General features: G+C 53.8%; 11 protein-coding genes and 1 other RNA gene. 9 read left to right on the top strand and 3 right to left on the bottom strand.

Annotation, left to right across the window (positions count from 1 at the left end; all coding sequences use genetic code 11):
- Positions 1 to 12 precede the first annotated feature (12 nt).
- From asnS to nth, 3 genes are all read left to right on the top strand, one after another.
- Positions 13 to 1,308, top strand: coding sequence for an asparagine--tRNA ligase (gene asnS, locus BMX91_RS00265; RefSeq protein WP_092048635.1), 1,296 nt, complete (start codon positions 13 to 15; stop codon positions 1,306 to 1,308).
- Positions 1,309 to 1,331: 23 nt separating this feature from the next.
- Positions 1,332 to 2,042 (top strand): DnaD domain-containing protein, encoded by a 711-nt coding sequence (locus BMX91_RS00260; protein WP_092048633.1) that lies wholly within the window; start codon positions 1,332 to 1,334, stop codon positions 2,040 to 2,042.
- A 72-nt stretch (positions 2,043 to 2,114) separates the two neighbouring features.
- On the top strand, positions 2,115 to 2,783 hold the full coding sequence (gene nth / locus BMX91_RS00255) for an endonuclease III (protein ID WP_092048630.1): 669 nt from the start codon (positions 2,115 to 2,117) through the stop codon (positions 2,781 to 2,783).
- 316 nt (positions 2,784 to 3,099) lie between these two features.
- On the opposite strand, the gene BMX91_RS00250 is transcribed toward nth, so the two are convergent.
- Together BMX91_RS00250 and recU are read right to left on the bottom strand one after the other, a co-directional pair.
- Positions 3,100 to 5,844: a penicillin-binding protein 1A gene (locus tag BMX91_RS00250; RefSeq protein WP_092048627.1), complete on the bottom strand. Its 2,745-nt coding sequence runs from the start codon at positions 5,842 to 5,844 to the stop codon at positions 3,100 to 3,102.
- A gap of 24 nt (positions 5,845 to 5,868) precedes the next feature.
- Positions 5,869 to 6,474, bottom strand: a complete 606-nt coding sequence (gene recU, locus BMX91_RS00245; RefSeq protein ID WP_092048624.1) for a Holliday junction resolvase RecU — start codon at positions 6,472 to 6,474, stop codon at positions 5,869 to 5,871.
- A gap of 189 nt (positions 6,475 to 6,663) precedes the next feature.
- Here recU and BMX91_RS00240 point away from each other — a divergent pair, with 189 nt between their 5' ends.
- The 6 genes from BMX91_RS00240 to BMX91_RS00215 all read left to right on the top strand — a co-directional run bounded on the left by BMX91_RS00240 (position 6,664) and on the right by BMX91_RS00215 (position 12,732).
- Positions 6,664 to 7,032, top strand: coding sequence for a YppE family protein (locus BMX91_RS00240; RefSeq protein ID WP_092048621.1), 369 nt, complete (start codon positions 6,664 to 6,666; stop codon positions 7,030 to 7,032).
- Entirely contained in the window at positions 7,022 to 9,289 is a 2,268-nt protein-coding gene (locus BMX91_RS00235) for a DEAD/DEAH box helicase (RefSeq protein ID WP_092048619.1), read from the top strand. The genes BMX91_RS00240 and BMX91_RS00235 overlap by 11 nt, the downstream gene beginning before the upstream one ends.
- Before the next feature lie 6 nt (positions 9,290 to 9,295).
- Complete coding sequence (locus BMX91_RS00230; RefSeq protein WP_092048616.1) at positions 9,296 to 10,543, top strand: ribonuclease H-like domain-containing protein; 1,248 nt, start codon at positions 9,296 to 9,298, stop codon at positions 10,541 to 10,543.
- Between the two features lie 160 nt (positions 10,544 to 10,703).
- Positions 10,704 to 11,003 (top strand): cell division regulator GpsB, encoded by a 300-nt coding sequence (gpsB, locus tag BMX91_RS00225; RefSeq protein WP_092048614.1) that lies wholly within the window; start codon positions 10,704 to 10,706, stop codon positions 11,001 to 11,003.
- A gap of 92 nt (positions 11,004 to 11,095) precedes the next feature.
- Positions 11,096 to 11,476: RNase P RNA component class B (gene rnpB, locus BMX91_RS00220), an RNA gene on the top strand.
- 122 nt (positions 11,477 to 11,598) lie between these two features.
- Positions 11,599 to 12,732 carry a THUMP domain-containing class I SAM-dependent RNA methyltransferase gene (locus tag BMX91_RS00215; RefSeq protein ID WP_092048611.1) on the top strand — a complete coding sequence of 378 codons (1,134 nt, stop codon included), beginning with the start codon at positions 11,599 to 11,601 and terminating at the stop codon, positions 12,730 to 12,732.
- Between the two features lie 329 nt (positions 12,733 to 13,061).
- Here the strand turns inward: BMX91_RS00215 and BMX91_RS00210 are convergent, their stop codons facing one another.
- Positions 13,062 to 14,060, bottom strand: a complete 999-nt coding sequence (locus tag BMX91_RS00210) for a nuclease-related domain-containing protein (RefSeq protein WP_177168207.1) — start codon at positions 14,058 to 14,060, stop codon at positions 13,062 to 13,064.
- Positions 14,061 to 14,102 lie beyond the last annotated feature (42 nt).

The following is a 14,102-nucleotide window of genomic DNA, read 5'->3' as shown; positions in this document are numbered from 1 at the left end:
AGGGTTTACTTTATGGATAAAATCATGATCAAAGAGATGCCGCAGCATGTGGGAGAAACGGTCCGCATCGGATGCTGGCTCGCGAACAAACGCTCAAGCGGGAAAATTGCCTTCCTGCAGCTGCGCGATGGCTCAGGCTTCGTGCAGGGTGTCGTCGTCAAGGCCGATGTGGCGGAAGAAATCTTCGCCACGGCGAAATCGATGAATCAGGAAACGTCAATGTACGTTACGGGAACTGTTGTCACTGACGAGCGTTCCGCGTTCGGCTACGAACTCCAGGTAACCGGCATCGAAGTGATCGGAGAAGCGGAAGACTACCCGATCACACCGAAAGAGCACGGCACGGAATTCCTAATGGACAACCGCCACTTCTGGCTCCGCTCCAAGAAGCAGCATGCCATCATGAAGATCCGGAACGAGATTATCCGCGCGACGTATGAATTCTTCAATGACCGCGGCTTCGTGAAAATCGATCCGCCGATCCTGACCGGTTCCGCACCGGAAGGAACGTCGGAACTGTTCCACACCAAATATTTTGAAGAGGACGCATTCCTCTCCCAGTCCGGCCAGCTTCATCTGGAAGCAGCCGCGATGGCACTGGGCAAGGTATTCTCGTTCGGTCCGACATTCCGCGCCGAAAAATCCAAGACCCGCCGGCACCTGATCGAATTTTGGATGATGGAACCGGAAATGGCGTTCACGGAACACGCAGAGAGCCTCGAGGTCCAAGAACAGTATGTCTCCCATCTCGTCCAATCCGTGCTTGAAAACTGCGAGCTGGAACTCGGCGTGCTGGGCCGCGACACATCAAAACTCGAGAATGTACAAGCACCGTTCCCGCGCATTTCCTACGATGACGCCATCGAATTTCTTCATGAAAAAGGCTTTGACGATATCAAATGGGGCGACGACTTTGGCGCGCCACATGAAACGGCCATCGCAGAACACTACGACAAGCCTGTATTCATCGTCAACTACCCGACGGCGATCAAACCGTTCTACATGCAGCCGCATCCGGACCGCGACGATGTCGTTCTCTGCGCGGACCTGATCGCGCCTGAAGGCTACGGTGAAATCATTGGAGGTTCCGAGCGGATCCATGACCATGAACTTCTGAAGCAGCGGATTGAAGAGCATCAGCTCGACCCTGAAGCCTATGCATGGTACCTCGAACTCCGCAAGCAGGGCTCAGTGCCGCACTCCGGCTTCGGTCTCGGCCTTGAACGTACGGTCGCCTGGATTTCCGGTGCGGAACACGTGCGCGAAGCGATTCCGTTCCCGCGTCTGTTGAACAGGCTCTACCCATGAGAAAGATGAAGGAGGTTGATTCGGTGAACAGTCAGGATCGGCTCCGCATCTGGATTGAGCAGGGGAATGTCTCCATTTCCCAGCTCTTTTTTAGCTCTTACAGGCAAGTGGGCATCCGTGACCTGGATGCCTTGCTCGTCCTGCAGCTGATGTCATTTGCAGAAGAAGGACAGGGCTTGCCCGGACCGTCCGATTTGGCGGTGCGGATGTCCCTTTCGGAAGAAGAAATCGGGCACGGCCTCCAGCGCCTCATGCAGTCCGGCTTGCTGACAATCGAACGGACGATGGACGACAAGGGATTGCTGAATGAAAACTATTCCCTTCAGCCCTTGTGGACACGGCTTGTCGATGTTCAGGTCCTCGGCTGCTCCGGCAAAGAGGAAGAAAACCGGCAGGCGGAAGAAGGCGAGATTTTCGCGATGTTCGAGCAAGAGTTCGGACGCCTACTTTCTCCAATGGAATGTGAGACGATCTCGATGTGGTTTGACCAGGACGGCCATTCCGCCGACCTGATCAAGGCGGCACTGCGGGAAGCAGTGATTGCCCGGAAGGTAAGCCTCCGCTACATCGATCGGATACTGTTTGAATGGAAAAAGAAAAATATCCGGACCGTCGAAGAAGCGGAGGGGGAGGCACGGAACTTCCGCGGCCAGTCCCAGCCTTCGCGCCATGCGGCCGGAAACGAAACCAAACGGAAAGTCCCGTTCTACAACTGGCTGGAAGAACGGGACTGAAGGGCGGACAACAACCGGACGGCCGGCTCCCGCTTCTCAAAGGGAGCCGGCCGTTTCAGAAAGGACCAGGACATGCTGACGAAAGCACAATGGAAGGTATGCCGCGATGAAATAGCGGATATGTATCCTGACGCGCACTGTGAGCTCGTACACGACAATCCGTTCGAGCTGCTGGTCGCGACGATGCTGTCTGCCCAGTGCACCGATGCGCTGGTCAACCGGGTGACAAAAGATCTCTTCAAGAAGTACAAGCGGCCTGAAGATTATCTTGCAGTTCCGCTCGAGGAGGTCCAGAACGACATCCGGTCGATCGGCCTCTTCCGCAACAAAGCAAAAAACATTCGGGCGATGAGTGAAATCCTTCTTGAAAAGTATGGGGGCATCGTCCCTGACGACCGGGATACACTGACGACGCTTCCCGGTGTCGGCCGCAAGACTGCGAACGTCGTCGTCTCCGTCGCTTACGGCGTGCCCGCCTTTGCCGTCGATACCCATGTGGAACGGGTCTCCAAGCGCCTCGGAATCAACCGCTGGAAAGACAGCCCGATGGAAGTGGAACAGAAACTGATGCGGTGGACACCGGAAGAAGAGTGGTCCCAGACCCACCATCAGCTTATATTCTTCGGCCGCTATTTCTGCAAAGCGAAAACACCGGAATGCGGCATCTGCCCAATCCTCAACATGTGCAGAGAAGGACGCAAGCGCATGGGGCTCAACAAAAAAGATGAAGAAATGGAATAAACGTAGAAAACCGGAATTGCCGATAAAAAGGCCATTCCGGTTTTTTGGATTCGGTGAGGATTTGTACATGGCGTTTCGGGTTCGCGTACGAAAAAAGGAGCATCTCCACGGTTTGCGTATGAATCCGGAGAGTTCGCGTACGAAAAAAGCACGTGTTCCAGGTTTGCGTACGAAACCAAAAAGTTCGCGTACGAAAAAAGGAGCGTCTCCCAGGTTTGCGTACGAATCCAAAAGTTCGCGTATGAAAAAAGGCACTCCTCCACTAAACGGCAGACAAAAAACGTCCATGCGGTCATTCCGCATGGACGTTTTCTAATTATGGACTTCCGGTTCCGCCGGTATCGCCGTCTCCGTTACCATCACCACTGCCGGGTTCGGTCTGGCCGCCTTGGCCGCCGCCAGGAGTCTGTCCCTGGCCGCCACCCTGGTTGCCTTGACCTCCCTGGCCATTGTTCGGATTGCCTTGGTTGCCGGATCCGCCGCCCGGGCCTTGACCGGGGTTCTGGTTGCCAGGATTTTGGTTTCCTGGATTTCCGGCGTTGCCGCCTTCTCCCTGTTCGTTTTCATCCGGCTCCTGTTCATTTTCATCAGGTTCCTGTTCGTTCTCTTCCGGCTCCTGTTCATTTTCATCAGGTTCTTCCGGCTGTTCCTCCTCAGGCGCACCGCCGATCTGGAGTGAGACCGTTGCAGGCGGACTTGTGGCATCTCCTGATCTTGCAACGACCGAGAAGGTATAGGTTCTGCCCGGTTCGACGCCGGTGGCCGCTGCGGCCATATCGGTCGTTGTCGTCAGGTTCTGGGCGCCGCCGCCATCGACACTGTAAGTGACAGCGAACTCGACTCCATCACCGCCTTCGTGGTTCCAGCTGAGCCGCACGAGATTCTGTGCCTCATCATAATCCGCACTCAGGCCAGTAGGGGCCGGTAGGGTGTCTGTTGTTTCCTCATCTTCCTCAGGTTCATACGTCTTGGACACACGCTCCGGCACCGTTCCGCGGACGAACAGCTCTGTGCTCTTCCGGTTTGACGGTGTCCAGTCGCTCGCAAGGCGGAGCGGGTCTGAGCCGATCTCGATCGTCGCTTCGACGACGGATTTCGGTTTCTTGAAGGAAGTATGTTCACCGCGCTGGGCGAGATCTCCAAGGATTTCAGAGAATGCCACTTGAGGGAAGGAGCGCTCTTTCCATTCGGTCATCGGTTCCCGGTTTGCATGTCCTGACCAGACTGCTATGGAGTATTCAGGCGTATAGCCGACAAACCAGCTGTCAGGAACAGCCATCCGATGTTGGCTGTACTTTTCCTGATAGGTTTTTGCATCATAGTTCGTCGTTCCGGTTTTGCCCGCTACGTCCAGTCCATGAGACTTCACATATTGATAAGCAGTTCCCTGTGGGTTTTTCACGACTTCACGAAGTACATCGGTGATCATATATGCCGTGGAATCCTTCATGGCGCTGACCGGTTTCGGCCGTAGGTCGCGCTCTGTTTTTCCGTCCCGAAGCACGACTTTATTGATCATGTATGGTTCAGTGTACATTCCGCCGTTGCCGAATGCTGCATAAGCACCGGCCAGCTCGAGCGGAGAGGAACCGACTCCGCCGCCAAGCGCGGTGGAGGAGTGGGGTTCTTTTACGTCGATGCCGAGTCCCCTTGCAAAATCAGCCGCTTTTTCGCCGCCGACTTCTTCAAATGTGGAAACGGCAGGGACGTTCTGTGACATATAGAGCGCCTTGCGCATTGTCATTTTACCTAGATAGCGGCCAGTCGCGTTTCGGATCACCTGGTCGCTGCCTTTATAAGTCCGTTCTTCATCATTAACCGTTTGGCCGGTGGACCAGTCCATGTATTCAATGGCCGGACCATAAACGAGAAACGGCTTGACTGTAGAGCCGAGGTCCTGCTTTTTCTGGTTCATAATGCCGTAGTGCGAACCGGTCGGTACATAATCAGGGCTTCCGCCCATTGCACGGACAGCGCCGGTTTTCGTATCAACGACCGCGACCCCGGCCAGCAGTTTTTCGGTCGGCATATTTTCACGGTCAATGGTCTGTTCGACTTTTTCCTGTGCTGCAGGATCAAGTGTCGTATAAATCTTCAGGCCATCCGCGATCGAGAGATCATGTTTTTCCAGTTCATCTTCAATCAGGTCGACAAATGCTGAATATTTATTTTTGCCATGAGGCTTTCGTTGTTCGAGTGGAATCAGCCCTTCGGTGACCGGCACCGCCTTTGCCGCATCCGCCTCTTCCTGGGCGATCTTGCCGTGTTGGACCATGAGACCGAGGACGATATTCCGGCGTTTTTCGGCGCGCTCGGGATGGCGGTAAGGATTATAACGGTTCGGACTCTGCGGCATCCCTGCGAGGAGGGCCGCCTCATGCAGCAGGAGTTCTTCAGGATTCTTTCCGTAAAACTGTTCCGCTGCGGTACCGAAGCCATAAATATTGTCGGTCATAAGGATTTTGTTAAAGTACATCTCGAAGATTTCTTCTTTTTCGTATTTCCGCTCCAGTTGGAAGGCGAGCCAGGCTTCCTGGGCTTTCCGCTTCAGCGTTTTCTCGTTCTGCAGGAACGAGTTTTTCACGACCTGCTGGGAAATCGTACTGGCGCCCTGTGCGCCGAACCCGTCCCGGAAGTTGGCAAGAACGGCGCCGCCGAGCCGCCACAAGTCCATCCCGTGGTGCTTATAGAAGCGCACGTCCTCGGTCGCGAGGATCGCATCTTCCATCACTTGCGGAATCTGTTCATATTCCACGTACTCCCGGTTTTCAGCACCCAAGGTAAGGAATGGTTCTGATGCGCCTTCTGCATAAAGTTCAGAGGAAAGCGGATCCTTCAGCGATTCCTCATCCAGTTCTGGCGCGGTCGCCGCGTAGAAAGTGAACAGTCCTACTCCGAATACAAAACCGATGACCGCAAGAAGGACGGCGATCTTCAGAATCGTTTTCCAGAGCGGCCGTTTCTTTTTGCCCGCCGGTTTTTTGGAGCTTTTCCTGTCCGACTTGCGGGCCTGCTCCTGCTGTTTTCGCCTTTGGGAGCGGGATTGAATATTGTCACTCATAGGTTTTCCTCTCTTTCTGTTGCGTTAAGAAATGCCTAATTTCGCGATGGCTCCCAGGTAGTCGAGTCTCGGCCGGAATCCGGCATGGAACTCGACAGCCTCTTCCTCCAGTTCGGTGACCGGAATCGATTTCCGGCCTCCGTCTTCCATCCGCTTCCATGCACGGTCGACCAGATCGAACGGTACGATAAAATAACGTTCAGTTTCTGTGAACTTGACGATCAGGAAAGCGGTGCCTCCTTGATCTGTCACGCTGCGCATATGCCTGATCTGGTGTTCGTGGATGTTTTTCAGCGGAAAAGAAGAGCTGATTCGGGTCTCCTTCGCGTCAAAATCAATATGATGGCCGTGGTAGATCCCGTTGTAGTCGGTCGTCGACGGTGTTTTGAAGTAGGCTTCGCGAATGACTGCGGCACTTCTTGACGGATAGTCGACCTTTACGATCTGAACAGGTACGGGTTTCTTGTGGATGACCGCGATGCCGTTTGCGAGATAGTAGGCATTGGACTCGTCCAATTCATCCTCCAATGTCTTACCCCTGTTACTGAAAGAGTAGTCTTTTTTCGCAGACTTTATCACGGGCTTATCGGCCGGGGTATACTTCTTTCCCCCCGGATAGCGGATCGCCATTTTCCTCACCTCGCATTTCACCCATCATACCACACGCATAGGACGTCCTAAGACAGTCCGGGGTTGCGGAAACACAGGTGGATGTTTTTTACAAATCCGATTCGAGGAATGTCTGTTCCCCTCTTGGTGGTCACTTACCATCATATTTGGTAGGATGAAGAAAACCAACTAAAAAGGACGACTTTATATATGAAACTTTTTGAAATGACATCAGAGCTGCTTGACGAATGCGGCAAATGCCGGCCACGTCATGCCCGCATGAGGGAGGAAGAACGGGAACCGGACTTTTTTGGCGAAGTAAAGCCGTATGCAGACCGTGTCCATCAGCTGATCAATGAATGGAAGGAAATGTCAAGTGAGTGGATCAGGAAAGAGCGACCGAAGCATGTTCGCGAGGCACAGATCGAGAATGCGGCGGATATGATGACTCAATTCGTCGTCCAATCGTTTTATCCGAAAACCGGCAAGAAGCGCTTTTATGATTCGATCCAATCGGCGGAGTATCTGCTCAAGACGATGATGGCTGCAATGGAGGAGGGGACGGATGATGCTCAATAAGCAGAAGACCATCAGTGAGCTGGTCGGTGAATGGCTCTCCGATCCCGAAATGCGCGATTCGATCCGTCATCACCGGGTCATTGAAGGGAAGGATGCCCGATATGCGCCTTTCCCTGAACGGCTTCACCCGTCAATTCGAACAGCACTCGAGTCACGGGGAATCGGACAGCTTTATACACACCAGCGTGAAGCCTTTGATCTGGCCGTCTCCGGCAAGTCATTTACGGCCGTGACGCCGACCGCCTCCGGCAAGTCGCTCTGCTACCACCTTCCAGTGTTGCAGTCCGTTCTGGAGGACCGTTCATCACGGGCGCTTTATCTGTTCCCGACAAAAGCCCTCGCACAGGACCAGATGGCGGATCTTCACAGACTGATCGAGGAAAGCGGTGAGGAGATCCTGAGCCATACGTATGATGGAGACACGAGTCCGGGCATCCGACAGAAAGTGAGGAAGTCGGGGCACATCATCATGACGAATCCGGACATGCTCCACTCCGGCATCCTGCCGCACCATACGAAGTGGGTCTCGCTTTTCGAGAATCTGAAGTATATCGTGATCGATGAGCTTCATACGTATAAAGGAGTATTCGGCAGCCATGTCTCGCATGTGCTCCGCAGGCTGGTCAGGATTGCACGCTACTACGGAAGCGACCCGGTCATCATCTGTACGTCTGCTACGATCGCCAATCCTCAGGAGCTGGCAGAATCGCTTGCAAATCGGGAGATGACGCTGATTGCTGAAAATGGTGCGCCGTCTGGTAAAAAGCATTTCATCTTCTACAATCCTCCTGTGGTACACAAGACATTCGGCATCCGGCGGTCTGCAGTACTCGAGGTGCGTGATCTTGCCCGCAGGCTGTACCAGGAGAACATCCAGACCATTGTATTTGCCAAAAGCCGGGTGCGTGTCGAGATGCTCGTCACATATATGAAAGAGATGACAAAGAAAAAGCTGTCCGATACAACAATCCGTGGCTACCGGGGCGGCTATCTGCCGTCGGAGCGGCGGGAGATTGAAAAGGGGCTCAGAAACGGAGAGATCAAAACGGTCGTTTCAACGAATGCGCTCGAGCTCGGTGTCGATATCGGCCAGCTCCAGGCCTGCATCATGACCGGTTATCCGGGCAACATTGCAAGCGCCTGGCAGCAGGCGGGCCGTGCCGGCCGCCGCCAGGACGAGGCGCTGATCGTCTATGTTGCCCAGTCACTGCCTCTTGACCAGTATGTGATCGAGAATCCGGAGTACCTGTTCGGGCAGTCACCGGAAGAGGCGCGCATCCATCCGGACAACATCCTCATTCTCATGGATCACCTGAAATGCGCGTCGTTCGAGCTGCCGTTTACCATTGATGAGCAGTACGGTGAGTTTGACGTGCAGGAACTGCTTGCCTTCCTGGCGGCAGAGGGAATTCTCGTCCAGGCGGGCGACAAGTGGCACTGGATGAGCGACCGCTTCCCGGCAAGCGAGATCAGCCTGCGTTCTGCCTCTCAGGAGAACGTCATTATCATCGATAAATCGGTCCCGCGCGACACGACGGTCATAGGGGAGATGGACCGCTACAGCGCGATGACGCTCCTCCATGAGGAAGCCATCTATATTCACCAGGGTACCCAGTACCAAGTAGAGGAACTCGACTGGGAGGAAAAGAAGGCGTACGTGCGGGAAGTTGATGTCGACTACTTCACCGACGCCAACCTCGCCGTAGAACTCAAGGTTATCGCAGAAGATGAATTCGAGGAGCAGGGTGACCATACCGAATCATTCGGAGACATTGCTGTACTCGCCATGCCGACAATTTTCAAGAAGATTCGTTTCGACACCCATGACAACATCGGTTCTGGGCCGATAACGCTACCCGCAGAAGAGATGCACACGTCATCCGCTTGGCTGTCGTTTGAGCGGCCGGCGGACTGGACAGAGTCAGATCTGACTGACACGATGACCGGGGCGGCGTATGCGATGCATTCGTTCATTCCGTTGTTTGTCAGCTGTGACCGCTCCGATATTCATGTTGTGCCGCAGGTGAAGGCCGTCCATACAAAGCGGCCGACGTTCTTTGTCTACGACAGCTACCCGGGCGGCATCGGCCTCAGTAAGCGGATCCACGGCATGTGGCCGGACCTGCTTGACCAGACTGCGGGACATGTTGAGTCATGCCCGTGCGACTCCGGCTGCCCTGTCTGCATAGGTGCTCAGGAATCGGGAGGCAGCATCAAGCGCCGTGTCGCCGAGCTTCTCAGAAAGCTTGCGGGGTGAGTTGCGATGTCCTACGAGAACCGCCTGATGCAGATGAAGAAAATGCTGAAAAAGGCACCTGCGGAAAAAATGAAAGAGACTGCTTTTAAAAAGCCGCCTGTCCCTGAATATGCGGAACGATGGGCATCGGCCGGACTGGTGCGCATCGACAACCAATTCGGAACGGTTTTCCTAAAGCGGACACACTACCAGGCAGACACCGTTCATGGCGGTCTGGCTCTGGGCAAGCTCGAGGAAGCGGCATCCGTCTGGTCCGGCTCCGACGGCATCCATCCATTCGCCGAAGGGGACGAGAAAAAGCTGCTGTTTTTCGATACGGAAACTACCGGCCTCAAGGGGACCGGTTCACTCATCTTCATGGCCGGCCTGCTTACGACGGACGGGTATGATTTCACACTTGACCAATATGTCCTGGCAGATCCCGCACACGAGACGGCATTCCTTTTCGAGACGGGTCTCTGGAAACCCGGACGGACAATCGTTACCTACAACGGCAAGAGCTTCGATTGGCCGCAGCTTCATACCCGCTGGACGATGAACCGCGAACATCTTCCCAAGCTTCATGACCCGACGCATATTGACCTGCTCCAGGGTACCCGGCGCATATGGAAGGGTGGTCTCGAGAGTTTCTCACTGAAATCAGTCGAGGAAGAAGTGCTCGGATTTCATCGGGAAGAAGATGTTCCCGGGTTCCTTGCACCGATTATTTATACCGATGCGGTGCGGAGCGGGAACCCGGACCTTCTGCTCCGCGTCCTTCGTCATAATGAGTGGGACCTGCTGTCGCTGGTGACGCTGTTCACCAGACTGACCGGCCTTCTCATGAAAGAAAACGAAGAAGAGACCCCGCTTCCGCATACCAACATCGGCAAATGGTTCGGTGACCTGAAATTATATGAGAAAAGCCGTGAGGTGCTGGAGGAAGTGACGAACGTCTTTTTCGACGAAACTGACGAAGCGTATTATTACCTCGGCTTCCTCCTAAAGAAAGAGCAGCGATACAAGGATGCGGAATCTGCTTTTTTGCAGGCCTACAAGGGTGGCCTTGATGAAGGGAAGACTTTGCAGGCGCTAGAAGAGTTGGCGAAACTGCAGGAACACCGCCTTGGTAAGCTGCCCGAAGCAGAGATGAACTGTCTGCGTGCCGCAGGTCTCCTGAAGAACATGAAGGCGCTGAAACCCGCAAGGAAAGAACGATGGCAGCAACGCTTTGAAAAGCGCCTGGCCCGTGTTCGAAGAAAACAGGGGAAATAAGAATCGAAGCGGGGAAATATTCCTGCGGAGTGTTCCGACTATTTCCCGGGCAAGCGCAGATTCCGACAGTAGCGGCTCTTTCTTTCCGACATGATTAAACACCGGCGGGCAAAATATGCTATAATTCAAGGAAGCAAGCAAAGACGGAAGGACGAGAGTCATGGAGACTAAACTGACTGCCAAGGAAATCCTCGAACATGAGTTCAAAACTGGAGTCCGGGGATACAAGCCGGACGAAGTCGATCATTTTCTCGATGAAATCATCCAAGACTACGAATCATTCAACAAGAAGATTGCCGCACTTACTGAAGAAAACAAGCGGCTTTACGAGGAAATTGAAGAGCTGAAAAGCCGTTCATCCGCACCGGCGCCTCAACAGACAGGCACAACGAATTTCGACATCCTCAAGCGTCTGTCGAATCTCGAGCGCCATGTGTTTGGAAATAAGCTCAACGACTGAATTCAGTCTGCGCTCCGGAGTGGAGAAGATGGAAATCTTATCCTCATTGATTCCGGAGCGCGTTTATGTTATGATAAACGATGCCAAAGTCGTCATTCAGGTAATCGCTGCAACTTCGGGTTGTAGAGGAAAGTCCATGCTCGCACGGTTCTGAGATGACCGTAGTGTTCGTGCCCGGCGAAGTCATAAGCCGGGGCAGATCCATCCGGGTCTGACGGCGGGGATAATGCCTAAGTCCTTCGGGATACGGCAGAGATCTCCTGAAAAGTGCCACAGTGACGTAGCCGCATCGGAAACGGTGCGGGTGGAACGGGTAAACCCCTCGAGCGAGAAACCCAAATTTTGGTAGGGGCGTCCTTCCGAAGGAACTGAACAGAGGAAGGGACAGGCAGCTGCCTGTAGATAGATGATTACCGCCGGAGTACGAGGCGCAAGCCGTCTGAGTACGAAGGAACAAAACATGGCTTATCGAATGGCGACGGTATATTTGCAAACAACGAAACGCTCTCCCATGACAGGAGAGCGTTTCTTTTGTACGATAACGATACATACAGCAGACTCGCCGGGGACGGTCCCGGCGGTGAGGAGTGGTACGATGACAACATTCAAACTGGTGGCGACTGCTGCGATGGGCCTCGAGAAGCCCGTCGCCGACGAAGTCCGCGCACTCGGCTACGAGCCGACCGTCGAAAATGGGAAAATCTATTTTGAAGGTGATGAAACCGCCATCGCACGCGCGAACCTGTGGCTCCGTGTCGCAGATCGTGTGAAAATCGTCGCCGGCGAGTTCAAGGCGATAACCTTTGATGATCTTTTCGAAGGCGTAAAGTCGATTCCTTGGGAAGATTACCTTCCGGCAGATGCAGAATTCCCGGTAAGCGGTAAATCCGTCAAATCCCAACTGGGCAGCGTCCGCGACTGCCAGGCGATCTCGAAAAAAGCGATTGTCGAGCGACTGAACTCGGCGTATGGCCGACGGGGTATCTTGCCCGAGACCGGTGCACTGTTCAAGATCGAGGTATCGGTATTGAAAGACATGGCGACGCTCACGATCGACACAAGCGGACCGGGCCTCCACAAGCGCGGCTACCGGGTGGGACAGGGCGATGCGCCGCTTAAGGAGACGCTCGCCGCAGCACTTGTCCAGCTGACCCGCTGGAGTCCGGATCGTCCATTCCACGACCCGTTCTGTGGCTCCGGAACCCTTGCAATCGAAGCCGCTATGATCGGCCAGAACCTTGCGCCGGGCTATAATCGTGAGTTCGTAAGCGAACAATGGCCGTGGATGAAACCGGAGGTCTGGGAAGAGGTCCGCGCACATGCGGACAGCGTCGCGGACTACGATATCGAACTGGACATCACAGGGACCGACATTGACCACCGCATGATCAAGGTCGCCGAGGCCAACGCTGCCGAAGCCGGATTCGGAGACCTCATACAGTTCAAGCAGATGCAGGCATCCGACTTCACCACGGACAAGCAAAATGGCGTCATGGCCTCCAACCCGCCATACGGCGAACGGATCGGCGAGGTGGAAGAAGTCGAACAAGCCATCCGCGACCTCGGCCGCGCCATGGTGCCTCACCCGACCTGGTCCGTCTACATGCTCTCGTCCATGGAAAACTTCGAAGAACTTTATGGACGGAAAGCCACCAAGAAGCGAAAACTCTTTAACGGCTTCATCCGCACCGACTACTACCAGTTCTGGGGACAAAAGAAAAGAGATTGAATGGGGAAACCGGGCCGACGCCCGGTTTTTTTGTTTGCGTGCGAATTCAAAGAATTCGCGTACGAAAAGAGAGGCGCTCCCAGGGTTTGCGTACGAATCCAAGAAGTTCGCGTACGAAAAGTGCAGCGCTCCCCTGGTTTGCGTACGAACCGAGGAAGTTTGCGTACGAAAAGTGTGCCGCCCTCAGGGTATGCGTACGAATCGAGGAAGTTCGCGTATGAAAAGTGCAGCGCCCCAAGGGTTGCGTACGAATCCGAGAAGTTCGAGTATGAAAAACTAGCGCTTCCGCATAGGTTCACGAACGAAACGCCACCGCGCCGAATTCCCATTCACTTCCTCTCTCCCGGGATCATTAATTTTCCGTCAGGTGATATCTTCATATTTGGACGGTTCAGTTCAAATGAGGTTCGGTTCGTATTGCCACGGCGCTTGAATAAAGGAGATTTCATGATCTTTGCAGTTTTCGAGCGTCCCAGATTGAGGAATTTTGAGCAACTGGCTAGTGTGGCGGTTTTGTTGAAGATGAGAAAATAATCGACCATCGTTTCGGTGTAGGGAATCCATTGCCGATTATTACATTTGAGGCATGTCCCAATACGTTTTGTTGAGGTCTCCAGTCGGCCTAGACATTTTCTGCAAAGGGAGTCTGTAAAGAGATCCACCGGAGCGAGGTCAAAGTGATTGCAGAGTGGAAACTGTTCATAAGGGATTTCTTCGTTTCGGAGCGCCGTGGCGATCCAATCGACTGTGGCCTCGTTAATCAATTTCGGGCGGTTGGTGATTTCGCTGTGCAGAACATCGGGGATTTCTCGAATAAAGTGCACCGGCATCTTTTTTTCAAAATGGGGTTCTGCGTATTTGGAAGCAAGGAATACCGCGCCGATCACCGGAATATCGATGTCTTGTGCGAGCAGCCAAAAGTTAAGCGTGTTGACTGCCGTGTTTAATTGAACGAAAGGAGACTGGAAATAATTAGATTTCCCGTCTCGGGTAGTCCGTTTAAGCAAAGCCGGCTGCTGTACGAGCTCGAGCTTTCCGCTGATGTTTTTGACTTCGAGGATATAGGCAAAGTGCGGAGTAAGCACTAGTGTATCAATCTGGACAGGGTCTTCATCGTATACACGCACAGTCAGGTCATGCAATATCCGGTTGCCTTGTGGCAAACGGGAACGACTGATCTGCTGATCCGAACGGAGCTCTCCCTGGTAACCCAAGCGGGTTGTCGTGAGTTCACGTTTTATTTCACCGTACTTTGGATTCTGATCGTTCAGCCTTGCCAGCAAGCGGTTCGTAGCGTAGAGATACAGAGGATAATTACGCTCCTCCAAAGAATCCACCCCCTTTCCCGTATTAAAGTCAGGAATGAGAGA

It is taken from the genome of Bhargavaea ginsengi (assembly GCF_900109165.1).
Lineage (GTDB): Bacteria > Bacillota > Bacilli > Bacillales_A > Planococcaceae > Bhargavaea > Bhargavaea ginsengi.
Note: the sequence above shows the minus strand (reverse complement) of the source record. Positions and strands in the feature narration are given on the sequence as shown.

Coding starts and splice junctions, on each gene's coding strand:
- asnS (WP_092048635.1), top strand. CDS start 13: ATGGATAAAATCATGATCAAAGAGATGCCGCAGCATGTGGGAGAAACG.
- nth (WP_092048630.1), top strand. CDS start 2,115: ATGCTGACGAAAGCACAATGGAAGGTATGCCGCGATGAAATAGCGGAT.
- BMX91_RS00250 (WP_092048627.1), bottom strand. CDS start 5,844: ATGAGTGACAATATTCAATCCCGCTCCCAAAGGCGAAAACAGCAGGAG.
- recU (WP_092048624.1), bottom strand. CDS start 6,474: ATGGCGATCCGCTATCCGGGGGGAAAGAAGTATACCCCGGCCGATAAG.
- BMX91_RS00240 (WP_092048621.1), top strand. CDS start 6,664: ATGAAACTTTTTGAAATGACATCAGAGCTGCTTGACGAATGCGGCAAA.
- BMX91_RS00235 (WP_092048619.1), top strand. CDS start 7,022: ATGCTCAATAAGCAGAAGACCATCAGTGAGCTGGTCGGTGAATGGCTC.
- BMX91_RS00230 (WP_092048616.1), top strand. CDS start 9,296: ATGTCCTACGAGAACCGCCTGATGCAGATGAAGAAAATGCTGAAAAAG.
- gpsB (WP_092048614.1), top strand. CDS start 10,704: ATGGAGACTAAACTGACTGCCAAGGAAATCCTCGAACATGAGTTCAAA.
- BMX91_RS00215 (WP_092048611.1), top strand. CDS start 11,599: ATGACAACATTCAAACTGGTGGCGACTGCTGCGATGGGCCTCGAGAAG.